Below are 20,962 nucleotides of genomic sequence, written 5' to 3'. Positions count from 1 at the left end.
CCTATCCCTCCCGCACCGTCACGTCGCGGGACACGGGTTCCAGCAGCGTCTCGAAGCTCACGGGCTCCGGCACCGGGTCGGCGCGCAGCACGGCGTCCACCTTCAGCCGCAACGCGCGGCCGAGGTTCTCCTCATCCTCGATCAGCGTCACATGCACCGTCATCAGCCGCGGCTCGAAGCGCCGGATCGTCGCCTCCACCTCCATCGCCAGCGCATGCCGCCGTTCCGGCACGGCATAGGCGCCGGAGGTCGCATCCGGGATCCCGTAGCCGAGCGGCGAGGCCGGCAACTCCCCGAGATGCGGGGGCAGCGGCCGGCGGCGGCGGCGCGCGTTCAGCACCGCCTCCAGGTCCCGCCGCACCGCGGCGCGCAGGATGTCGAGCGCCACGGCGGCGCTGGGCGGCGGCGGCTCCGGCGTCGCGGGGTCCGCATCCAGCAGCCGGTCGAGCAGCGGCAGCCGCGCCCGTTGCACCGGGCCGCGCGGGGCACCGCCGGGGCGGAAGCCGCTCAATCGAACACCAGGCTGGTGGCGGCGGCGATCGGCAGCGCCTCCTCCCCCGCCAGCAGCACGCGCTGCCCCCGGCCGCGCACCGGGCCCGCATCCTCCGTCCAATCCGTGGCGCGGCCCAGCTTCAGGCCGGTGTCGCTCTCCGGCCCCGGATAGAGGGCGGGCATGAAGACCACGCCCTCCGTGCCGTCCTTCAGCTCGATCATGGTGCGCCGCCAGTAGAGGTCGCGCGGCCGGCGCGGCGGGTCGAAGCTCAGCGACCGCACGCGTTCCACCGGCACCAGCATGTGCTCGCCGGCCGTGGTCAGCACCTCGAACTCCGCCGCCATCAGGTCATCCGCGTCGCGCAGATCGTCGAAGGGCGTGTCGCCCGCCTTGCCGGGCACGCGCGGGCGCAGCGCCTCGGCCTCCGCCGACGCATCGGCCGCCGCCGCCAGGTCGCCCGCGCGCAGGGCGATGCGGGCGCGCAGCGCCGCCTGCTGCGCCGGCGTCGCATCATCCCCCTGGTATTTCGGCGCGCGCCCTTCCCGCAGCACCTGGCCGCGCACGACCTCCGCCCGCAGCAGGCGGCGGAACTCCAGCACCGCGGGGTTCGGCTCATGCAGCGCGGCGGCGTCCAGCATGCGGTCGGCGCGCTCCGCCTCGCCGCTGAACAGCAGCAGCTCGGCCAGCAGCCAGCGGGCATCGGCATCGGCCGGCGCCGCCTTCACCGCGGCGGTGGCGGCGGCCAGCGCGCCGGCCAGGTCCCCGGCGCGGAAGGCATCCCCTGCGGTCGTCATCGTCCTGTCTTCCCTGCGGCTGTCATCGGTTACGCCGCCACGCGGCGGGGCGCGAATTCGGTGACGAGCCGGAAGGCCGCGCCGACCTCATCCAGCTGGTGGTGGGGCTGCAGATGCACGGTGCAGCCATAGACGCCGGGCTTGCCGCGGCGCTCCCGCACCTCGACCTTCGCATCCAGCAGCGGGTACTTCGCCGTCACCTCGGCGCCCCCGGTGCCGAGGCCGCTGACGAAGCGGCTCAGCCAGTTCTGCAGCACCAGCTGCACCTCCTCCGCCTCCCGCCCCGAACCCACCATGTCCCGCCCCATCAGCTTGATGCAGTGGGCGAAGCGGCTGACGCAGAGCAGCGTGTTCACCTGCGTGGACAGGCGCTGGTTGGCATCGGCGATGGCCGTGTTCATGCGCGGCGGGCGGTGCAGGGACGGCAGCGCGCCGAAGCTGGCCTCGGCCTGCGCCTCCAGCGCGGAGAGCGGCACCAGGCGCCCATCGCTGATCTGGCGCTCCTGCTCATCCGTGAGCGCGAGGTCGAGCGGCGGGCGGGGCGGCGGCCCGCGCGGCGGATCGGAGGCGAAGGCCTCCCACGCCAGGCCATCCACCACGCCGCCCACGGGGTCCTCCTGCGGCTCGGCGCCGCGCACCTCCCCGGGCCAGCCGAAGCGCTCGAAGGCGCGGATGGCGACGGCGGCCAGCGCATAGACCGGCGTGGTCCAGACCCGCTGCGCCGCCCCCGCGGCATGGCCGCGGTAGCGGAAGCGATCGGCCCGCGCGCCATCATCCGCCCAGGGCGCGCGCGCCAGCACGCGCGGCAGCGCGACGCAGAGGAAGCGCATGTCCTCCTGCGTCGCCGCGTTGCGCCAGCGCGCATGCTCCGGCCCCTGCAGCACGCTTGCGATGTCGAAGGCGGGCTGCGCATCGGCGAAGCTGTCGAGGCCCACGAGTTCCGGCGAGGCCGCGAAGACGATGGGCGTGAAGGCCGCCGCCGCGACGCCCGCCAGCGCCGTCAGCGCGCCGACATCGTCGGTGGGATGGGTGGGGGAGGGCAGGTGCCGGATCTCGTAATCCGCCGCGATCAGGCCGAAGGGCTCGCCGCCGGCGGTGCCGAACTCCTCCTCATAGACCTTGCGGAACATCTGGCTCTGGTCGAATTCGACCGCGCGTTCCAGGTCGCGGCAGATCTCCGTCCAGCGCGCGGTCAGCAGCTTCACGCGGATGCGCCCGCCGCCAGGCGGCAGCCGGTCCACCAGCCAGGCCAGGCCGCGCCAGGACCCTTCCAGCCGCCGCAGCCGCGCGGCATGCAGCACGGCATCGAGCTGCGCGGAGACGAGCTGGTCGATCCGCGCGATGTCGCGGTCGATCGCGCCGCGCAGCGCCTCGCCCGGCTGTTCGTCCCGCGCGAGGATCGCGAGCCGCGCCTGCCCGAACCAGTCGCGCAGCACCGCGGCCGCATCCGTCGCCGCGACCAGCGCGGCGAGGCCGGCCGCCGCGGCGGCATCGGTGCGGCCGAAATACCGGCCGGTGAGGACCGCCTCTCGCAGCGGCGGCGGCGCGGCCTCCGCGGGCATGATCGGCGGTCCTGTCCGGGGTCAGGACTTCTGCGGAATCCGCGCGACCATGCGCATGGAGGTCGTGAGTTCCTCCATCTGCAGCCAGGGTCGCAGATGCGCGACGGCGTTGTACACGCCGGGCTTGCCTGGCACTTCCTTCACCTCGATCATCGCTTCCCGCAGCGGATACTTGGCGCGCGATTCCTGGCCCGCCCCTTCCATCGGGTTGACGTAGTTCTGGATCCAGCGGTTCAGCCAGGTCTCGCAATCCGACGCTTCCATGAAGGACCCGATCTTGTCCCGCGCCATCACCTTCAGGTAGTGCGCGAAGCGGCTCGTCGCCATCATGTAGGGAAGGCGGGCGGAGATGGCGGCATTCGCCGTCGCCTCCGGCCGGTCGTACTTCTTCGGCTTCTGCACGGATTGCGAGCCGAAGAACACCGCGTAATCCGTGTTCTTGTAGTGGCAGAGCGGCAGGAAGCCGAGTGCGCTCAGCTCCGCCTCCCGCCGGTCGGTGATGCCGATCTCGGTCGGGCACTTGGCGTCGCTGTCGCCGTCGTCGGAGGTGAAGACGTGGTTCGGCAGGTTCGCCACCTTGCCGCCGCCCTCCGCGCCGCGGATCGCGGTGCAGAAGCCGTACTGGGCGAAGGCGTCGGTGAGGCGCGCGGCCTTCACATAGGCCGCGTTCATCCAGCAATACTCGTTGTGGTCCATCGCCCGCGCGGTGCCGTCCGCGTTGCGCGGCGCCTCCTCATAGGCGAATTCCTCCACCGCCTTGGTGGCGGCGCCATAGGGCAGGCGGGCGATGACGCGCGGCATGACGAGGGCGACGAAGCGCGCATCCTCCGTCTCGCGGAAGGAGCGCCACTTCGCGTATTCCTGCGTCTCGAAGATCTTCGCCAGATCGCGCGGCTTGGACAGCTCCCGCCAATCCTGCATGCCGAACATGCCCGCGCCGACGCCGGAGATGAAGGGCGCGAAGGCGCCGGCCGCGACGTTGGAGATCAGCCGCAGCGTCTCCACGTCATCCGGATGGGCGGTCCATTCGTAGTCGCCGACAATGGCGCCATAGGGCTCGCCGCCCGGCGTGCCGAACTCGTTCTCGTAGAGCTTCTTGAAGAGCTGGCTCTGGTCGAACTCCACCGCGCGCTGCAGGTCGCGGCTGATGTCGCGCTTGCTGGCCTGCAGCATGCGGATCTTGAGGCTCGTCCCCGTCTCGCTGTTGGAGACGAGGTAGTGCAGCCCGCGCCAGCTGCCTTCCAGCTGCGTGAAGCGGGGATGGTGCATCACCGCGTTCAGCTGTTCGCTGACCTTGGCGTCGATCGCGGCGATGGCGCGGTCGAAGGTCTGGCTGAGGTTGCGGCTGAAGGTGACGGTGCCCTTCAGCGCCTCCTCGGTCAGCGCCTTGATCAGTTCCTGCGCGCGGTCGCGCTCCGTCTGCTTGGTCGCGCCGATGACCTGGTCGAGCAGGCCGAGTCCCGTCTCCTCCGTCGTCGTGGCGCCGCCCGAGGGCTGTGACTGCGTCGAGCTCATGGCTCAGCCCTCCTTCTTGTCGAGGCCGAGTTCGGCCGACAGCGCATCCAGCTTCGACTTGTCGTTCAGCACCTGCTCCAGCAGGCTCTCCAGCTCGTCGGACCGGTCCACCTTGCTCATCAGGTCGCGCAGCTTGGCGCGCGTCTCCAGCAGCGCCTTCAGCGCCGGCACCTGTTCCGCGACCTTGGCCGGGTCGAAATCATCCATCGACTTGAACTTCAGGTTCACCGCCATCTGGCTGCCATCGCCGGCCAGGGTGTTGTCCACCTTCAGGTTTAGGCCGGGCGCGATGCGGGCCATCACGTCGTTGAAGTTGTCGCGGTCGATCTGGACGAACTTCCGCTCCGCCAGCGGCTTCAGCGGCTCCGCCGGGTCGCCGGCATAGTCTCCCATCACGCCGACGACGAAGGGCAGCTCCCGCACGATGGCGGCGCCTTCCGTCTCGACCTCGTAGGTGATGTGGACGCGCGGCTTGCGCACCCGCGCCAGCTTGTCATGAACGCTCGTCATGGCCTCTCGCCGCCCCTTGTCCGTTCCTGCCCTTGTCCACGCCACGCCGCGCAGGATGCGCAGGCGCTGTCGCGGTTGGGCGCATTCTGCACAACCAGCTTAGCCCAGCGGCTGACGGGGGCGTCAACCATGCCGGGCACCCGGATGGCCCCGTTCGCGTGATACACGTTTCGCGTGTTTCACGGCGGGGCCCGCCGGATCGTCATTGCGCCGCTTCCGGCCGGATGCCGAGGCGGGAGAGCATGCCGTGGCGCGCCTCCTCATCCGGCATGATCTCGGCCAGCAGCTCCGGCAGCGTCATCCGCCCGCGGCGCACCGCTTCCTCCAGCGTGTACGCGAGCGGCGAATGCGGCTCCGTCGCGCGGAAGAAATCGGCGATGCGGCCGAGTTCGCGCAGCGCATCCTCCCGCGTGCGGATCGCCCCGCCGCCGCCGCCGCCCGAGGCGGCCATCGCGGGCGCCGCGCCGCCGGTCGAAGCGGCGGGGCCCGCCTCCTCCGCCTCCGCGGCGCCTTCCTCCGCCGGCCCCAGCAGCCGGCGCGTCACCTCGATGATGCGCTCGACGACCGCGGCCACGTTGCGGGTGGAGGGAGACTCGCTGCCGAAGCGGCTTTCCGTCACCGCCTCCATCGCGCGCCAGGCCTCCAGCGCCGCCACGGCGGATTCCGCGACGCCGGCGAGGAAGCCGCGATCGTACCGCGCCTCCGCCTCCAGCGTCGCGAGTTCCGGCACGCCGGCATCGCGCCGCGCCTGGCGGCGCTCCTCGTTGATGATGCCGTCCGTCTCCTCCGCCTGGTCCCACTGGTAGAGGCCGAGCGGCGATCCATCGGCGCGCCGGAACAGCGGCAGGCGGCGCAGCGGCTGCATGACGGTGCCGTCCACCCCCGCGCCCGCCAGGCCGCCGATCGGCGCGGAGCGGCCATCGAGCCCCTCATCGTCCGGCAGGGGGAAGGCATGGTCCCAGAAGCCCTCGCACAGCCCCTGGATCAGCGCCGCGCCGGCCGCGAGCCCATCGAGCCCGTGGTGGCGCACCAGCGCTTCCGTCAGCCAGGATGCGATCTCCAGGTCCTTGCTGCGCGAGGACAGCGCCTCCACGCCGATCCGCGTGACGTCGCGCCACGCCTCGGCCACCGGCGCATCGACCTCGCCATCCGCGTCGCGGGCACGCTCCTCCGCGCGCGCCGCCGCGCGGGCATCGCGAAGGCGCTGATAGGGGGAGGTCGGCGAGTAGTCCGACCGCAGATCCTCGCCCGCGCCGCCATCGCCGTGATCCAGCGGTGCAAGCAATGCATCGATGTCGATGGGATGACCGCTCATGTCGTCCTTATAGCCTCGCCCCGGCGTGACTTTTGTGTTGCGCTGTTTCGCGCGCCTTGTTTCGCTCTGGACCCGCAACCGCGCGTTGTGGATGCTGTCGATGGTCAGCCTGCCATCGGCCGGCGACGCGGACCAGCGGCTTTTTCGCCGGCACGGCTGAGGATGATAATCGAATGGTCGCAGTCGATCTCAAATCCGTCGTCGGCCGGCTGAGCGAGGTTGGCCGGAGGCAGCTGGAAGCCGCGGCGGGGCTGACGCTGTCGCGCAGCCACTACAATGTCGAGATCGAGCACGTCCTGCTGAAGCTGGTCGAAGCCGCGGGCAGCGACATCACCGCCATCCTGCGGAAGCGGGAAGTCGATGCCGGCCGCGTGGGGGCGGAGCTGACGCGCGCGCTGGACCGGCTGCGCACCGGCAATGCGCGCGCGCCTGCCCTCTCGCCCGACATCGTCACCTGGCTTCGCGAGGCCTGGCTCATCGCCTCGCTCGAAGCCAATGCCACGCGGATCCGCAGCGGCCACCTGCTGGCCGCGCTGCTGTCGGATGATGCGCTGGCGCGCGCGCTGAAGGACAGCAGCCCGACCCTCTCCGCCCTGCCCGCGGATGCCATCCGCCGCAACCTGGCCGAGCTTTCCGCGGGCAGCGAGGAAGGCGCGCAGGCCGAAGCCGTGGCCGCCGCCGCGCCCGGCACCGCCGCGCCGGCCAGTGAGGCGCCGCGCGGCGGCGGGCCGCTGGAACAATTCTGCACGGACCTGACGGCGCAGGCCAAGGCCGGCAGGATCGATCCCATCCTCGGCCGCGATGCCGAGATCCGGCAGATGGTCGATATCCTCACGCGCCGCCGCCAGAACAACCCGATCCTCACCGGCGAACCCGGCGTCGGCAAGACGGCGGTGGTGGAGGGGCTCGCGCTGCGCATCGCCGCCGGCGACGTGCCCGCCGCGCTGAAGAACGTGAAGCTGATGTCGCTCGACCTCGGCCTGCTGCAGGCCGGCGCGGGCGTGAAGGGGGAGTTCGAGAACCGCCTGAAGGGCGTAATCGACACGGTGAAGGCATCGCCCACGCCCATCGTCATGTTCATCGACGAAGCCCATACGCTGATCGGCGCCGGCGGCCAGGCCGGGCAGAACGATGCCGCCAACCTGCTGAAGCCCGCGCTCGCCCGCGGCGAGCTGCGCTGCGTCGCCGCCACCACCTGGGCCGAGTACAAGAAGTACTTCGAGAAGGACGCCGCGCTGACCCGCCGCTTCCAGGTAGTGAAGGTGGAGGAGCCGTCGGAGCCGCTGGCCATGGCCATGCTGCGCGGCCTGGTGAAGACGCTGGAGAAGCACCACGGCGTGCGCATCCTGGACGAGGCGATCGAGGATGCGGTGAAGCTCTCCGCGCGCTTCATCCCCTCCCGCCAATTGCCGGACAAGGGCGTCTCGCTGCTCGACACCGCCTGTGCCCGCGTGGCGATGAGCCAGGCTTCCGTCCCCGCGCCGGTCGAGGACCGCATCCGGCGGATCGAGCTGGTGGCGACGGAGCTCGGCGCCATCGGCCGCGAACTCGCCACCGGCGCCGACCATGCGGCCCGCATCGCGGCGCTGGAGGCGGATCGCGACAAGGCGCAGGCGGAACTCGATGCGCTGAATACGCGGTGGGAGCAGGAGAAGGCGCTGGTCGCCCGCATGCGGGACCTGCGCGCCCGCGCCGAAAGCGCGGCGCTCGACCTCACGCCCGGCGCGCCGGCCGAGGACCAGGCCGCGATCCGCGCCGAACTCGCGGAAGCCGCCGCATCGCTGAAGGCGCTGCAGGGGGAGGAGCCGCTGGTGCATCCGGTGGTGGATGGCCAGGCCGTCGCGGAAGTGGTCGCGACCTGGACCGGCATCCCCGTCGGCCGCATGGTCTCCGACGAGATCAAGACCGTGCTGAACCTGAAGCAGAAGCTGATGGAGCGCGTCGTCGGCCAGGACCATGCGCTGGACGCCATCGCGCAGGCCATCCGCACCAGCCGCGCCGGGCTGACCGACCCGCGCAAGCCGATCGGCGTCTTCCTGATGGCGGGCACCTCCGGCGTCGGCAAGACGGAAACGGCGCTCGCCGTCGCGGACCTGCTCTACGGTGGCGAACAAAATCTTACAGTCATCAACATGAGCGAGTTCAAGGAGGAGCATAAGGTATCGCTCCTCATGGGCTCGCCGCCCGGCTATGTCGGCTATGGCGAAGGCGGCGTGCTGACCGAAGCCGTGCGCCGCCGCCCCTATTCGGTGGTGCTGCTCGATGAGATGGAGAAGGCCCATCCCGGCGTGCAGGACGTGTTCTACCAGGTCTTCGACAAGGGCCAGATGAAGGATGGGGAAGGGCGGGACATCGACTTCCGCAACACCGTCGTCATCATGACCTCCAACGCCGGCACCGACACCATCGCCAAGCTCTGCGCCGATCCCGACACGGCGCCGGACCCGGAGCCGCTGCGCGACGCGCTGCAGCCCGACCTGCTGAAGGTCTTCAAGCCCGCCTTCCTCGGCCGCTGCAACGTCGTCATCTACTACCCGCTGGCGGATGAGATCCTGAAGCGGATCTGCGTCCTCAAGCTGCGCAGCATCGGCAAGCGGGTGATGGAGAATTACGGCGTGCCTCTGCACTTCGACGACAGCGTGCCGGAGACCATCGTCTCCCGCTGCAAGGAAGTGGAGAGCGGCGCGCGCAACATCGACAACATCCTCAGCCGGACCCTGCTGCCCGAGCTTTCCGCGGGCATCCTGGCGCGCCTGGCGGAGGGGCTGGAGATCACCCGGGTGCAGGTCGGCGTCGATGATGCCGGCGGCTTCCGGTACGACCTCGGTTAGGGGCCCCGCGGCCGAGGCAGACCGAGGCGGGGACGGCGAACACCGCAGCAGCGAAGGAACGGACCATGGCGGTTTTTCTGAAGTACGGCGCCCTGAAGGGCGAGACGACGGCGGAAGGCTACAAGGACTGGGTGCAGGTCCACAGCTTCCAGTGGGGCGTGGGCCGCGGCATCTCCGCCGGCGTCGGCGGCGGGTCGAAGCGTGAGGCGACGGCGCCGAGCGTCAGCGAGATCGTCGTCACCAAGACCATGGACGCCTTCTCGCCCCTCGTCCTCAAGGAAGCGATCGGCGGCAAGGCGACGAAGGTGGAGATCCACCTGACGCAGACCGACAATGGCGGCAAGCACATGCCCTACCAGAAGTACATCCTGGAGAACTCGCTGGTCAGCGGCTACAGCCTGAGCGCCGGCGATGACCGCCCGAACGAGTCGATCTCGATCAACTTCACGAAGTTCGACAGCGAGTACATCAAGATCGACGACAAGTTCGGCACCGCCACGACCGGCCATGTGATCTACGACCTGTCGGCGGCCAAGTCCGGCTGAGCATCGCCCGCCGCGCCGGCCCGCCCGGCGCGGCAACCGCCCCTGCCGCAGCGCCGCATCCCCCCGGGGGTGCGGCGTTGTCGTTTCCGGGCCCGCCTGCGCCGGCTCAGCGCGGCACGATGGCGATGGGGAAGCTGCGCAGCTCGCGGCTCGCGGTGCGGAAGACGGCGTCCTGGCTGTGCTGCTTCTCCCGCGCCAGCTGCGGCACGCGGCGCATCACCCATTCGCCCAGCGCCAGGGCGCTGACGCGGCCTTCGCCATCCGTCGCCGCGCGTCCCTGCAGCGCTTCCCGTACCGCATAGGCGAAGACGCCGTTGCGGTCGTCGTAGCTGTCCAGCGCCTCCTGCACGCTGGTGGAGGCCGCGAGCAGGAAGCGCCCCGTCTCGTTGCCGAGGGCGGAGAGCTGGTCCATCGTCAGCTGGCCGGCATGGCAGGTGTCCAGCAGCAGCAGCCCGTCCCGCGCGCGGATGCGGGCGATGGCCGCCACCAGCTGCGAATCCTCGATCCCCTGGCGCCGCAGCGTGGTCCAGTTGCTGGTGTCGGTGACGTCATGCGGCAGGAACAGGAAGCGCTGGTCGGGTTCCGTCCGCACGCCATGGCCGGCGATGTAGAGGACGAAGGTGTCGGTCGGCAGCGTCGTGCGCGCCACCTCCTCCAGCGCCTCCATGACGCCGCGGCGCGTCGCCTGGCGGTCCCGCAGCACGGTGACGCGCACCTCCCGGAACAGCGTGCCGGCGCGGGCGCGCAGCGTATCCGCCACCACCTGCGCATCCGGCACGGCGTAGTTCAGGTTCAGCGCGGCATTGGCGTAGTCGTTCACGCCGATGGCGAGCACGATGAGGCGCCCGGCATCGGCGGCGGGCTCCGCTTCGCCGGCGCGGCGCATCTCGAGCGCCGGGCCCTCCGCGAACAGCGCGCGATCCTCGGCATAAAGCCGCGTCGTCACGCGATTCGGCCCGGCATCCAGCGGCACTTCCGCCAGCACCTCGCCCGCCGTCGCCTCCGCCCGCACCGCGATGCGGTCATTCACCAGCACGTCGAGCGGGCCAAGGCCGAGGCCCCGATCGGTGACGGTGAAGCCGAGCCGCAGCGCGGTGGCCTCCGCCGGCAGGCTGCGCGCATCCCAGGCAACGGGCGCGCAGCCCGCGGGCGTCACGGCGCAGGCGCTGCGCGGCGCCAGCACCGGCAGGCGGCCGACGCGGGCGCGCAACTCGCCGAGCTGCGCCAGCCTCTCGCGCGCCGGCGCGCCATCGCCCGCGATGCGCGCCCGCACGGCGGCGGGGGCGAAGAGCGCGCGATAGGCCTGCTGGAAGCTGGCCCATTCCGGCGTCTGCGCGCGGCCGCCATTCAGGTGCAGCCCGACCAGTTCCTGCCCGCCATTGGGCGCGTGGTCGAACAGGCCCTCCGGCGTCCACAGCACCCAGCGCAGGGACTGCGCGTGGATGAACAGCGCCGCCTGTTCCACGATGCGCCCCGCGCCGATCCGCCACCAGCGCAGCGTGCCGTCGCCCAGCGCGCCGACGGCGACATCCCCGGCGATGGTCAGCCCCCACACCGCGCCAGGCACGGGCAGGGCGGCGATGGGGCGCCCGCCCGCATCGAACAGGCGCAGGCTGTTGTCGGTGCCGATCAGCACGCCCGCATCATCGGCCAGCAGCGCCGCGCTGCGGGAGAATTCGCCATCGCCCAGCCGCAGCGGCACCTGCCCGATCCGCGGCCGGTTGGAGTTGCGCCAATCCGCCAGCGGCAGGCGCGGGCTGGCGGTGCGGGCGGGCGCGAAGCCGGTGCCATCGCCCGCGTCGCGCGTCAGCGTGCCCGCCAGCGAATCGAAGGCGAGGGCGGGATCGCCCGGGCGCAGGGCGATGCGCAGCCGCGTGCCGTCGGCGGAGGTCGCGAGCGCCGCGCCGGTGTTGCGGAAATCGGCGCCTGGCGGACGCGGCGCGATGGCCAGCATGCCATCCGGCGCGACGCGCCCCCAGCCCGGATCCGCCGCGGCATAGGCGACGCCGCCGGTCGGCAGCGGGACCAGCTGCGCGATGGCATCGCGCGCCGCGGCGATGTCACCGGGCGGGCCGAGGCCGAAATCGGTCCAGCGACGGATGACGAAATCCCGCCGCGCCTCCGCCGCGCCTGCGGCGGAACCGGGCGCCGCGATGCCGCGCGCGCCGGCAGCGGGCGCGGCGCGTCGCGCATAGCCGGCGGCATGAAGCTGCACGCCGCCGCGGCCATCATGCGCCCAGGTCACGGCGGGCAGGCCCTCTCCGGCCAGGCCGGCGACATCGGGCAGGAACAGCGTGCGCAGGTCGCTCGCCGCCATCACCTCCACGCGCAGCCGGTCCTCGAACCCCAGCGCGATCAGCGCGCCATCCGGCGACCAGGCGAGGCCGAAGGGGCGCGCGCCCTGCACCGGCGCGCGATCCGCGATGCGGCGGCCGGCGCGGTCATAGACGCGCAGCCGCCCATCCGCGCCGCTCGCCGCCAGGCGTTCGCCGGCCGGATCGAAGGCCACCATGCGCGCGGGGCCGGTGTAGGCCGCATCCTCCCACAGCGGCGTGCCGTTGCGCGCATCCCAGACGCGGATGCCCGCCCTTCCGCCCAGCGCCGCCGCCAGGCGCGTGCCATCGGCCGAGATGGCGAGGTGCTGCACCGGCGCCGGCAGGCCCGGCAGCCGCGCGAGGAGACGTCCATTGCCGGTGTCGAACAGGTAGATGGCGAAGCTGCGGTCCCAGGCGGCGCCCGTCCAGCCCGCGACGAAGGCCCTGCGCCCATCGGGGGAAAGGGCGACGGCGTAGAGCTCGCCCTCCGCCTCCGTCCCGATCGGCGGCCGCAGCACGGCGCGCAGCGTGCCATCCGGCAGGTCCCACAGCCGCAGCGTCTTGTCGTCCGACACGCTGGCCAGGATGCGGCCTTCCGCATCGGTCGCGAGCCGCGCGACGGGCGCGGTATGGGCCGCGGCCTCGACGCGCAGGAAGGGCTGCTGGGGCGGCTCCGGCGGCGCCTGCGCGAAGGCGCCGCCCGTGCCGAGCAGGAGGAGGAGGAAGGCGGCCGCCAGACCGCGCATCGTCAGCTCGCCAGTTCGAAGCCCGCGCCCTGGGCGAGGCGCTCGGTATTCTCCAGGCTCTGCGAGAAATTGTCGCGGCGCGCGATGTTGCTGGCGGCGAGGGAGCGGAAATCGCCACCCGTGCTGGCCGTGGGCTGGGGCGGCGCGACGCCGAGGTTGCGGGCCTCCGGGAAGGCGCTGGCCGGCGCGTAGCCGCGCACGCCGGACGCGGTCTCCACCAGCGCGAAGCCGTTGTAGGAGGGACGCAGCGTCACCGCTTCCCGCGCCGAGATCTGCGTCACCTCCGGCGCGTTGGGGTCCGGGCGCAGCTTCAGCGCGACGGGCGCGCGGGCCTGCACCGGCACGGCGCGGGAGACGCGGGCGCCGGAGAGCACCTGGTCCTTGGTGCCGGGGGCGATGTTCTCGATCGCCACGTCGAATTGCTGGCCGCGCTCGCCGATCTTGTCGTTGATGCTGCGGGCCAGCGCCAAATCCCGCTGCGTGCGGGCGCGGACATCGGCCAGCTGCGCTTCCGCCTGCGGGCGCGTCACCTGCCCGGCGCGGAAGGCCTGGCGGATGCGCTGCGCGGTGCCGAAGCGGCAATCCATCAGCTGGGTATAGGCCACCCAGGTACGGTCCAGCTGCGCATTCTCCGCCGCCAGGTCGTTGGCGACGGCCATGCTGAGCGAGGCCTGGTCCTGCGCCTGCTGCTGGCGGGCGGAGAAGTAGCCGGCGGTGCCGCCCACCACCGCGCCGCCGACGGCGCCGATCGCCGCGCCCGCCGCGATGTTGCGCCCGCGCCCGCCGGAGGCCGCGGCCAGCAGCGCGCCCAGCGCGGCGCCGCCCACCGCGCCGATCGCGGCGCCGCGGATGATGTCCTCCGCGAAGAAATTGCCGGTGCTGTCGAGGGCGACGACCTGCGCGCGGCAGGCATCCGTGCCGTCATCCGCGCCGATCCGGCCTTCGCGCGTGCTGACGCAGGCGGTCAGCATCGCCGCCGCCGTCAGCACGGCGATGCTTCGCTGCACCCGGCCCCGCGGCCGGGGCTGCGCCGCGGGCACCAGCGGAGGGGAAAGCGGAGCGGACGTGGTGGACATGGCGCTGCCTTCGTTGGCCGAGTGTTGCGCGAAGGCTATCAGCCCTTTCGGCCCCGGGCCATCCCGGAATGCGGCCGGTGCAGCATGGCGCAACACGCGACACGAAGCAGGCCTTGCTTTCGCTGCGGCGGCGGCGTGTCTATCCTGGTTCGCGACGCGAACCGGTCCTCGGCGCCATGGGGGACTGCAACGGAGGGCCCGCCCGGCATGCAGCCTCCACGGCTACTGACCATCAAGTCACCCCTCGGGGACGGCGCGCTGACCGTGACGAAGCTCAGCGTGACCGAGGAGCTGGGCCTGACCTACGCGATCGAGGCCGAGGTGCTGGGCAAGGATCCCGCCCTGCTGCCCGAGAAGATGCTGAACGTCGATGTCACCATCACTGTCACGCAGAAGGGGCCGAGCCCGGTCGAGCGGCACTTCCATGGCACCGTGGCGGAGTTCCGCAAGCTGGCGCCGGGCGCCGCCGGGCGGATGACCTACCGGCTCGTCGCCGTGCCGTATCTCTGGCGCCTCGGCCTGCGGCGCAACTGCCGCATCTGGCAGGACCAGTCGGTGAAGGACATCGTGACGGCGGTGCTGAAGGACCACGGCCAGTCGCCGCCGACCTGGCATATGGTGGATGCCAGCCCGATTCCCTACTGCACCCAGTTCAACGAGACCGACCTCGCTTTCCTCTCCCGCCTGCTGGAGGAGCATGGCCTGACCTACTTCTTCAAGCACAGCGCCGGCGGCCACGAACTCTGCGTCGCCGGGGCCGCGGCGTCCTTCCCGCAGGATGAACGCGCCGACCAGACCGCCCATCACGGCGATGCGGACCTGGACACCTATGGCGGCTGGCGCCGGATGAACCGGACGCGGAGCTTCATCACGCGGCTCGAGGACATGGACGACGAGCGCAGCAAGCCGTCCGAGGTGCTGAGCTCCTCCCGCCCCACCCGCACCTATTTCGAGGAGCCCAACATGCCGGGCGCGGGGGAGAACTACTTCTGGCCCGGCGGCATGAGCACGCGGCCCGGCCTCGATCCGGCCGAGGTGTCGATGAGCGACCAGGAGGCGCGCAGCGAGGAATATGCCGCGACCGCCATCGATCCGCGCAATTCCACCGGCAGCCGCGTGGTCATCAAGGTGAACCTGGAGGACGGCACCAACCGCTCGCGCCAGTTCATCATCACCAGCGCGCGGCATGAGGCGGTGGACACCTCGGGCCTCATCGCCGGGGCGGGCGGGGTGGAGAGCTATCGCGCCGCGCTCACCTTCGCCTTCGCGGGCCGGCGCTGGGTGCCGCAGCCGCGCTATCCGCGCCCCGCCATGCCGGGCATGCATTCGGCCAAGGTGACAGGCCCGCCGGGCGAGAAGATCCATGTGGACGAATTCGGCCGCATCAAGGTGAAGTTCCGCTGGGACCGCTGGGGGAAGGATGACGACACCTCCTCCTGCTGGGTGCGCGTCATGCAATCCGTGGCGGGCGGCTGGGGCGGCGCCTGGTACCTGCCGCGCGTGGGGGACGAGGTGCTGGTCGCCTTCCTCGACGGCGATCCGGACCGGCCGGTCGTCGTCGGTTCCGTCTACGGCAAGGATTCGAAGCCGCCCTTCACGCTGCCCGCGAACAAGACGCAGACGGGCTACGTCACGCGCAGCTACAAGTCGGACAGCGCGGCCGATGCCAATGTGCTGCGCTTCGAGGACAAGAAGGGGCAGGAGGAGGTCCTCCTCCATGCCCAGAAGGACCTGAAGGTCGAGGTCGAGAACAACGAGGACCGCACCATCGGCCATGACCAGACGGAGGTGGTGCAGAACGCCCGCACCGTCACCATCAAGGACAGCGACGACAAGCTGACGCTGGAGAAGGGCAACCGCGAGGACACGATCAAGCTGGGCAACGACACCCTCTCGATCGATACCGGCAACCGCTCCACGACGCTGAAGATGGGCAATGATTCGACGCAGCTGAAGATGGGCAACCTGTCCATCAAATGCGACCTCGGCGCCGTGACGATCGAGGCGATGCAGAGCATCACGCTGAAGGTCGGGCAATCCACCATCGTGGTGGACCAGACCGGCGTCACCATCAAGGGGATGATCATCCAGACGGAGGCGCAACTCCTCCACACGCTCAAGACCCTCATGCTGCAGGAGAAGGCCGATGCCATGATGCAGCTCGAGGGTGGCATCGTGATGATCAACTGACCATGGCCGAGACCCTTCCCAAGCTGGCCACGCCGCTTCCTCCGCTGCTGCCGCGGCTGGAGCTCGAACCGCCGGCGCTCGCGCTGCTGGACGGGCTGCCGACGGCGGCCGACGGCATGCTGAAGCTGGAAGCCGCGGGGCTGCGGAACGAGGCCGCGCGCCTGGCCGCGCATGCGCTGCCGAAGCGGGAGGCCGTGTGGTGGGGCTGCATGTGCGCCCGCGCCGTGCCCGACCCCGCGCTGCTGCCCGTGGATGCCGATGCGCTGCTGGCCGCGGAGGCCTGGGTGCGCAAGCCGAACGAGGAGACGCTGCGCCGCGCCGCGATGGAGGCCGCGCAGCGCACGGCCTTCCGCTCGCCGGAGGCCTGGGCGGCGGTCGGCGCCTTCTGGTCCGGCGGCAGCATGGCGCCGGCCGGCCAGCCCGTGGTGCCGCCGCCCGATCACCTGACCGGCGTCGCCGTCAGCGGCGGCGTCGTCCTCGCTGCCGTGCGGCTGCGCCCCGACCGGGCGCAGGACCGCCTGGCGCGCTTCCTCGCCGCGGCGCGGGACATCGCCGCCGGCGGCGCGGGGCGCATCGCGCCGGAGGAGAATTGAGATGCCCGGACCGCCCGCCGCCCGCATCACCGACATGCATGTCTGCCCGATGGTGACGCCGGGCCTGCCGCCCATCCCGCATATCGGCGGGCCCATCTTGACCGGCGCGCCCACCGTCATCGTCGGCAAGATGCCGCAGGCGCGCATCAGCGACATGTGCATGTGCGTCGGCCCGCCCGATGTCATCGTGAAGGGCAGCGCCACCGTGCTGGTGTGCAAGATGCCGGCGGCGCGCATCGGCGACAATTGCGCGCATGGCGGCGTCATCGTCATGGGCTTTCCCACCGTGATGATCGGGGGCTGAGGCGGCCATGGCGGAGATCACGCTATCCGTCCTGCGCTGCCCCGATGCGGTGGTGCCCGAACAGCGCCGCGCGAGCGGGGGGGAGATCAGCCTCGGCCGCGGCGCGGAGTGCGACTGGGTGCTGCAGGACCCGGACCGCGTGCTGTCGAAGAAGCATTGCGTGCTGGAGTTCTTCGGCGGCGGCTGGCAGCTGCGCGACACTTCCACCAACGGCACCTTCGTGAACCACGCTTCCGCGCCGGTGGGGCGGGACCAGGTGAAGCCGCTGATGGATGGCGACCGCCTGCGCCTCGGCAGCTACGAGATCGAGGTACGCATCGCGGAGGCGCCGGCGGCCACCGGCGGCTGGGGCGGCGCGGCCGATCCTTTCGCGCCGCAGGCGCGGGATCCGCATGCGCCGCAGGCGCGGGACCCTTACGCGCCGCAGGCGCGCGATCCTTACGCCGCGGCGCCGCGCGATCCCTTCGCGGCGGAATCGCCCAACCCCTTCGCGCCGCCGCCGCCGCCGCCGCGCTTCGATGCGACGCCGCTGCCCGGCATGGCACCGCCCGCGCGGGGCGGGCTGCTGCCGGATGATTTCGACCCCTTCGCCGACAGCGCCGCGCCGATGCCGGACCACGCGCCATCCACGGCGGAGGCCTTCATGGTCCCGCCCACGCGGCCCGTGGGCAAGGCGCTGATCCCGGATGACTGGGACCTGGGCCTGACGCCGGCCCCGGCGCCCGCGCCGAAGCCCGCGCCGCCGGCGGCGAACCCCTTCGCGGAAGCGCCGATGCCGCCGCCACCGCCGCCGGCCGCGCCACCGCCGCCGCCCGTCGCGCCGCCGCCGGTCGCGCCGATGGCCGGCGATGCGGCCGCCGCGCTGGCCGCGCTGTTCGATGGCGCGGGCCTGCCGCCCGCCATGGCCGCGCGCGCGCAGCAGGACCCCGATGCCGCGTTGCGCGCCGCCGGCGCCATGCTGCGCGCCGCCGTCGCGGGGCTGCGCGCGCTGCTGATCGCGCGGGCCGATGTGAAGCGCGAATTCCGCATCGAGCAGACGATGCTGCGCGCCACCGACAACAACCCGCTGAAATTCGCGGCCACCGAGGAACAGGCCCTCGCCGCGCTGCTCGATCCCCGATCGCCGGCGCTGCGCGCGGTGCAGGAGACGGTGGACGATTTGACGGCGCACCAGGTGGCGGGGCTCGCCGCGACGCAGGCCGCGGCGCGCGCGCTGCTGGAACGCCTGGCGCCGGCTTCGCTGGAAGCGGAAGACCCCGGCGGCGGGCTGCTGCCGGGGGCGAAGGAGAAGCGGCTGTGGGAGGCCTACAGGCGCCGCCACGCGCAGCTTGTGGACCAGTTCGAGGATGATTTCGACAGCGCCTTCGGCAAGGCTTTCGCCCGCGCCTACGAACAGGCGACGGGCAAGCGCGACCGGTGATGCGAATGCCGTGCCACGGCACGGCCGATAGAGGGTGACGGAAGCGGATGGTCTGGCACGACAAGGTGGTCTGGCAGGAGGGCATGTTCCTCCGCGCGCAGCACTTCCAGCAGCAGGACCGGCACATGGAGCATCTGCTCCAGGCCCGCGCCGCGCCGCTGCGCCCGCATCCCTGGGGCGTCACGGATGTCGCGCTGGACCGGGACCTGCTGGCCGCGGGGCGCTTCGCGCTCTCCGGCGCCGCGGGGGTGATGGAGGATGGCACGCCCTTCGCCATCCCCGGCACCGCCGACCCGCCCGTGCCGCTCGACCTGCCGGAGGGCACGCGCAACTGCGTCATCTACCTGGCGCTGCCGCTGCGCCAGGCCGGCAGCCCGGAGGTCGCGGCCCCGGATGCGGGGCCGGAGGCGATGCGCGCGCGCCACACGCTGCGCAGCTTCGAAGCCTTCGACACGCATTCCGACAGCACCATGCCGGCGGAGCTGTCCATCGGTAAGCTCCGCCTGCGCTACATGCTGGAGACGGAGGAACGCGCGGGCTATGCGTGCCTCGGCCTGGCGCGCGTGGTGGAGGTGCAGGCGGATCGCCGCGTCGTGCTGGATGAGCGTTTCATCCCGCCCTGCCTCCGCATCTCCGCCGCCTTCGTGCTGAACAACCTGGTCGCCGAACTCGTCGGCATGCTGGGGCAGCGCGGGGAAGCGCTGGCCGCGCGGCTTGGCCAGCCCGGCGCGCAGGGCGTCGCGCAGGTGGCCGATTTTCTTCTGTTGCAGACGGTGAACCGCTGGCAGCCGTTGATCGCGCATTGGGCGGATGCGGGGAACGTGCATCCCGAAAGCCTCTTCGCCGCGCTGGTGCAGCTGGCGGGCGAACTCGCGACCTTCACCGCGCCGGACAAGCGCGCCACCGCCTATCCGGCGTACCGGCATGACGATCTCCAGCGCAGCTTCGCGCCCGTCGTCGCGGATCTCCGCCGTTCGCTGTCGCAGGTGCTGGAGACCAACGCCGTCGCGATCCCGCTGCAGGACAGGAACTTCGGCGTCCGCGTCGGCGCCATCACGGACCGCAACCTGCTGCGCGCGTCGCAATTCGTGCTGACGGTCGCGGCCGATGTGCCTGGCGAGCAGATCCGCCGGATCTTCCCCAACCAGGTGAAGATCGGCGCGGTCGAGCATATCCGCGAACTCGTCAACGTGGCGCTGCCCGGCATAGCGGTGCGGCCGCTGCCCGTGGCGCCGCGGCAGATCCCCTTCAATGCCGGCGCGGTCTATTTCGAGCTCGACCGGGGCTCCCCGCATTGGCAGCAGATGCAGTCCTCGGGCGGCTTCGCCGTGCATGTCTCCGGCGAGTTCCCGAATCTGCGCATGGAGCTCTGGGCGATACGGGCATGAGCGACAACCCCTTCTCCGAGCCTGACGACAGCGACCGCACGGTGGTGCGCGGCCCCGGCGGCGCGCCGCCCCCGCCACCGCCACGCGCCGGTGCCGCGCCCGCCGCGCCGCAACCCGTGGCGCCGCGCCTGGCGGGAGAGGCCGAGGCGCTGCCGAAGGTCGGCCTCTCCCCCATGGCCGCCGCCGCCGCGCCGCTGCTCGACCTGCTCGCGCGCATCGGCGCGGGGCCGCAGGCGGCGCAGGTGCAGAACCCGGAGGAGCTGCGCGAACGCGCCATGCGCGCGCTCAAGGCCTTCGAGGGCGAGTGCCGCGCGATGGAGGTCTCCCCCGACCAGCTGCGCGCCGCGCATTACGCGCTCTGCGCCGCGCTGGACGATGTCGCGCTGGCCACGCCCTGGGGGCAGGCCAGCAGCTGGTCCACCCGCTCCCTCGTCTCCTCCTTCCACCAGGAAGTGCGCAGCGGGGAGCGCTTCTTCGACCTGCTGTCCGGCATGCAGAAGGATCCCGGGCGGTACCTGAACGCGCTGGAGATCTGCTACCTCTGCCTCGCCCTCGGCTTCCAGGGCCGCTACCGCCTGGCGCCGCGCGGCCATGCGGAGCTGGACCGGATCCGGGAGGGTCTCTACCAGCTGCTGGTGCAGCTGCGCGGCAATTGGGAGCGGGAGCTGTCGCCGCGCTGGCGCGGCGTGGATGCGCCCCATCGCGGCCCCGGCAGGCGCGTGCCCGCCTGGGTGGCTGGCGCGGTCGCGGTCGCGCTGCTCGCCTTCGGCTACATCTTCGTCAGCGACAGCGTCAATGCGAAGGGCGATGACCTGCAATCGCGCCTGGCGCAGCTGCCGCCGGGCGCGCCGCCCGCCATCGACCGCACCGCGCCGCCGGTGCCGCCCGCGCCGCCGCCACCCCCGCCGCCGACGGCGGAGCCCGACCTGATCCAGAAGGTCCGCACCTTCCTGGCGCCGGAGATCCAGCAGGGGCTGGTGACGGTGGAAGGCGATGCGGGGCGGCTGCTGGTGCGCATCGCGGGGCGGGGCATGTTCCCGTCGGGCAGCGCGACAGTGGAGGCGAACTTCGTCCCGCTGCTCAACCGCATCGGCCAGGCGCTGAGGACGGAACCCGGGCGCGTGACGGTGCTCGGCCATTCCGACAACCAGCCCATCCGCACCGTGCGCTTCCCCTCCAACTTCGCGCTCTCCGCCGCGCGGGCCGAAGCCGCCAAGGACATCATCGCCGGCGCCACCGGCGCGCCCGCGCGCTTCACCGCGGTGGGGCGCGCGGATACCGAGCCGCTCACCACCAACGCGACGCCGGAGGGGCGGGAGACCAACCGCCGCATCGAAGTGGTCCTGATGCGGGAGGGGCGCTGAC

At 72.1% G+C, this 20,962-nt stretch carries 16 protein-coding genes; 8 read left to right on the top strand and 8 right to left on the bottom strand.

Annotated features, from left to right (window positions below; translation table 11 throughout):
* Position 1: 1 nt before the first annotated feature.
* The 6 genes from tssE to tssA form a co-directional block, all read right to left on the bottom strand.
* Complete coding sequence (gene tssE, locus JJI54_RS15650; RefSeq protein ID WP_226381775.1) at positions 2-511, bottom strand: type VI secretion system baseplate subunit TssE; 510 nt, start codon at positions 509-511, stop codon at positions 2-4.
* Positions 508-1,287 carry a type VI secretion system accessory protein TagJ gene (locus JJI54_RS15645; RefSeq protein WP_203073925.1) on the bottom strand — a complete coding sequence of 260 codons (780 nt, stop codon included), beginning with the start codon at positions 1,285-1,287 and terminating at the stop codon, positions 508-510. The genes tssE and JJI54_RS15645 overlap by 4 nt, the downstream gene beginning before the upstream one ends.
* A gap of 29 nt (positions 1,288-1,316) precedes the next feature.
* Positions 1,317-2,849 carry a type VI secretion system contractile sheath large subunit gene (gene tssC, locus JJI54_RS15640; RefSeq protein WP_203073924.1) on the bottom strand — a complete coding sequence of 511 codons (1,533 nt, stop codon included), beginning with the start codon at positions 2,847-2,849 and terminating at the stop codon, positions 1,317-1,319.
* A 21-nt stretch (positions 2,850-2,870) separates the two neighbouring features.
* Positions 2,871-4,364 carry a type VI secretion system contractile sheath large subunit gene (gene tssC, locus JJI54_RS15635; RefSeq protein ID WP_203073923.1) on the bottom strand — a complete coding sequence of 498 codons (1,494 nt, stop codon included), beginning with the start codon at positions 4,362-4,364 and terminating at the stop codon, positions 2,871-2,873.
* A 3-nt stretch (positions 4,365-4,367) separates the two neighbouring features.
* Positions 4,368-4,874, bottom strand: coding sequence for a type VI secretion system contractile sheath small subunit (gene tssB / locus JJI54_RS15630; RefSeq protein WP_203073922.1), 507 nt, complete (start codon positions 4,872-4,874; stop codon positions 4,368-4,370).
* Positions 4,875-5,076: 202 nt separating this feature from the next.
* Positions 5,077-6,189 carry a type VI secretion system protein TssA gene (tssA, locus tag JJI54_RS15625; protein WP_203073921.1) on the bottom strand — a complete coding sequence of 371 codons (1,113 nt, stop codon included), beginning with the start codon at positions 6,187-6,189 and terminating at the stop codon, positions 5,077-5,079.
* Between the two features lie 173 nt (positions 6,190-6,362).
* Between tssA and tssH the strand changes: the two genes are divergently transcribed.
* Entirely contained in the window at positions 6,363-9,020 is a 2,658-nt protein-coding gene (gene tssH, locus JJI54_RS15620) for a type VI secretion system ATPase TssH (RefSeq protein WP_203073920.1), read from the top strand.
* 65 nt (positions 9,021-9,085) lie between these two features.
* Complete coding sequence (locus JJI54_RS15615; RefSeq protein ID WP_203073919.1) at positions 9,086-9,565, top strand: Hcp family type VI secretion system effector; 480 nt, start codon at positions 9,086-9,088, stop codon at positions 9,563-9,565.
* A 106-nt stretch (positions 9,566-9,671) separates the two neighbouring features.
* On the opposite strand, the gene JJI54_RS15610 is transcribed toward JJI54_RS15615, so the two are convergent.
* Together JJI54_RS15610 and JJI54_RS15605 are read right to left on the bottom strand one after the other, a co-directional pair.
* Positions 9,672-12,626 (bottom strand): caspase family protein, encoded by a 2,955-nt coding sequence (locus tag JJI54_RS15610; RefSeq protein ID WP_203073918.1) that lies wholly within the window; start codon positions 12,624-12,626, stop codon positions 9,672-9,674.
* Positions 12,627-12,628: 2 nt separating this feature from the next.
* Positions 12,629-13,702 carry a hypothetical protein gene (locus tag JJI54_RS15605; RefSeq protein ID WP_203073917.1) on the bottom strand — a complete coding sequence of 358 codons (1,074 nt, stop codon included), beginning with the start codon at positions 13,700-13,702 and terminating at the stop codon, positions 12,629-12,631.
* Between the two features lie 207 nt (positions 13,703-13,909).
* Here JJI54_RS15605 and JJI54_RS15600 point away from each other — a divergent pair, with 207 nt between their 5' ends.
* Genes JJI54_RS15600 through tssL form a run of 6 tightly spaced genes read left to right on the top strand, consistent with a single transcriptional unit; the run spans position 13,910 to position 20,961 of the window.
* Positions 13,910-15,892: a type VI secretion system Vgr family protein gene (locus tag JJI54_RS15600; protein ID WP_203073916.1), complete on the top strand. Its 1,983-nt coding sequence runs from the start codon at positions 13,910-13,912 to the stop codon at positions 15,890-15,892.
* A gap of 2 nt (positions 15,893-15,894) precedes the next feature.
* Entirely contained in the window at positions 15,895-16,485 is a 591-nt protein-coding gene (locus JJI54_RS15595; RefSeq protein WP_203073915.1) for a DUF6931 family protein, read from the top strand.
* 1 nt (position 16,486) lies between these two features.
* Positions 16,487-16,789: a PAAR domain-containing protein gene (locus JJI54_RS15590; protein ID WP_203073914.1), complete on the top strand. Its 303-nt coding sequence runs from the start codon at positions 16,487-16,489 to the stop codon at positions 16,787-16,789.
* A gap of 7 nt (positions 16,790-16,796) precedes the next feature.
* Positions 16,797-18,209 carry a type VI secretion system-associated FHA domain protein TagH gene (gene tagH / locus JJI54_RS15585; RefSeq protein WP_203073913.1) on the top strand — a complete coding sequence of 471 codons (1,413 nt, stop codon included), beginning with the start codon at positions 16,797-16,799 and terminating at the stop codon, positions 18,207-18,209.
* Between the two features lie 47 nt (positions 18,210-18,256).
* On the top strand, positions 18,257-19,597 hold the full coding sequence (gene tssK / locus JJI54_RS15580) for a type VI secretion system baseplate subunit TssK (RefSeq protein ID WP_203073912.1): 1,341 nt from the start codon (positions 18,257-18,259) through the stop codon (positions 19,595-19,597).
* A complete protein-coding gene (tssL, locus tag JJI54_RS15575) occupies positions 19,594-20,961 on the top strand; it encodes a type VI secretion system protein TssL, long form (RefSeq protein WP_203073911.1) in 1,368 nt (455 codons plus the stop codon). The genes tssK and tssL overlap by 4 nt, the downstream gene beginning before the upstream one ends.
* Position 20,962 lies beyond the last annotated feature (1 nt).

Origin of the sequence: Falsiroseomonas ponticola (assembly GCF_016805305.1) — a bacterium.
In the GTDB taxonomy this organism is placed as follows: domain Bacteria; phylum Pseudomonadota; class Alphaproteobacteria; order Acetobacterales; family Acetobacteraceae; genus Falsiroseomonas; species Falsiroseomonas ponticola.
This window is presented reverse-complemented; position numbering and strand designations above follow the sequence as displayed.

What these genes read in the sequence shown, in the direction of transcription:
- JJI54_RS15645 (WP_203073925.1), bottom strand. Translation starts at nt 1,287, where the DNA reads ATGACGACCGCAGGGGATGCCTTCCGCGCCGGGGACCTGGCCGGCGCG.
- tssC (WP_203073924.1), bottom strand. Translation starts at nt 2,849, where the DNA reads ATGCCCGCGGAGGCCGCGCCGCCGCCGCTGCGAGAGGCGGTCCTCACC.
- tssC (WP_203073923.1), bottom strand. Translation starts at nt 4,364, where the DNA reads ATGAGCTCGACGCAGTCACAGCCCTCGGGCGGCGCCACGACGACGGAG.
- tssB (WP_203073922.1), bottom strand. Translation starts at nt 4,874, where the DNA reads ATGACGAGCGTTCATGACAAGCTGGCGCGGGTGCGCAAGCCGCGCGTC.
- tssA (WP_203073921.1), bottom strand. Translation starts at nt 6,189, where the DNA reads ATGAGCGGTCATCCCATCGACATCGATGCATTGCTTGCACCGCTGGAT.
- tssH (WP_203073920.1), top strand. Translation starts at nt 6,363, where the DNA reads ATGGTCGCAGTCGATCTCAAATCCGTCGTCGGCCGGCTGAGCGAGGTT.
- JJI54_RS15615 (WP_203073919.1), top strand. Translation starts at nt 9,086, where the DNA reads ATGGCGGTTTTTCTGAAGTACGGCGCCCTGAAGGGCGAGACGACGGCG.
- JJI54_RS15610 (WP_203073918.1), bottom strand. Translation starts at nt 12,626, where the DNA reads ATGCGCGGTCTGGCGGCCGCCTTCCTCCTCCTCCTGCTCGGCACGGGC.
- JJI54_RS15605 (WP_203073917.1), bottom strand. Translation starts at nt 13,702, where the DNA reads ATGTCCACCACGTCCGCTCCGCTTTCCCCTCCGCTGGTGCCCGCGGCG.
- JJI54_RS15600 (WP_203073916.1), top strand. Translation starts at nt 13,910, where the DNA reads ATGCAGCCTCCACGGCTACTGACCATCAAGTCACCCCTCGGGGACGGC.
- JJI54_RS15595 (WP_203073915.1), top strand. Translation starts at nt 15,895, where the DNA reads ATGGCCGAGACCCTTCCCAAGCTGGCCACGCCGCTTCCTCCGCTGCTG.
- JJI54_RS15590 (WP_203073914.1), top strand. Translation starts at nt 16,487, where the DNA reads ATGCCCGGACCGCCCGCCGCCCGCATCACCGACATGCATGTCTGCCCG.
- tagH (WP_203073913.1), top strand. Translation starts at nt 16,797, where the DNA reads ATGGCGGAGATCACGCTATCCGTCCTGCGCTGCCCCGATGCGGTGGTG.
- tssK (WP_203073912.1), top strand. Translation starts at nt 18,257, where the DNA reads ATGGTCTGGCACGACAAGGTGGTCTGGCAGGAGGGCATGTTCCTCCGC.
- tssL (WP_203073911.1), top strand. Translation starts at nt 19,594, where the DNA reads ATGAGCGACAACCCCTTCTCCGAGCCTGACGACAGCGACCGCACGGTG.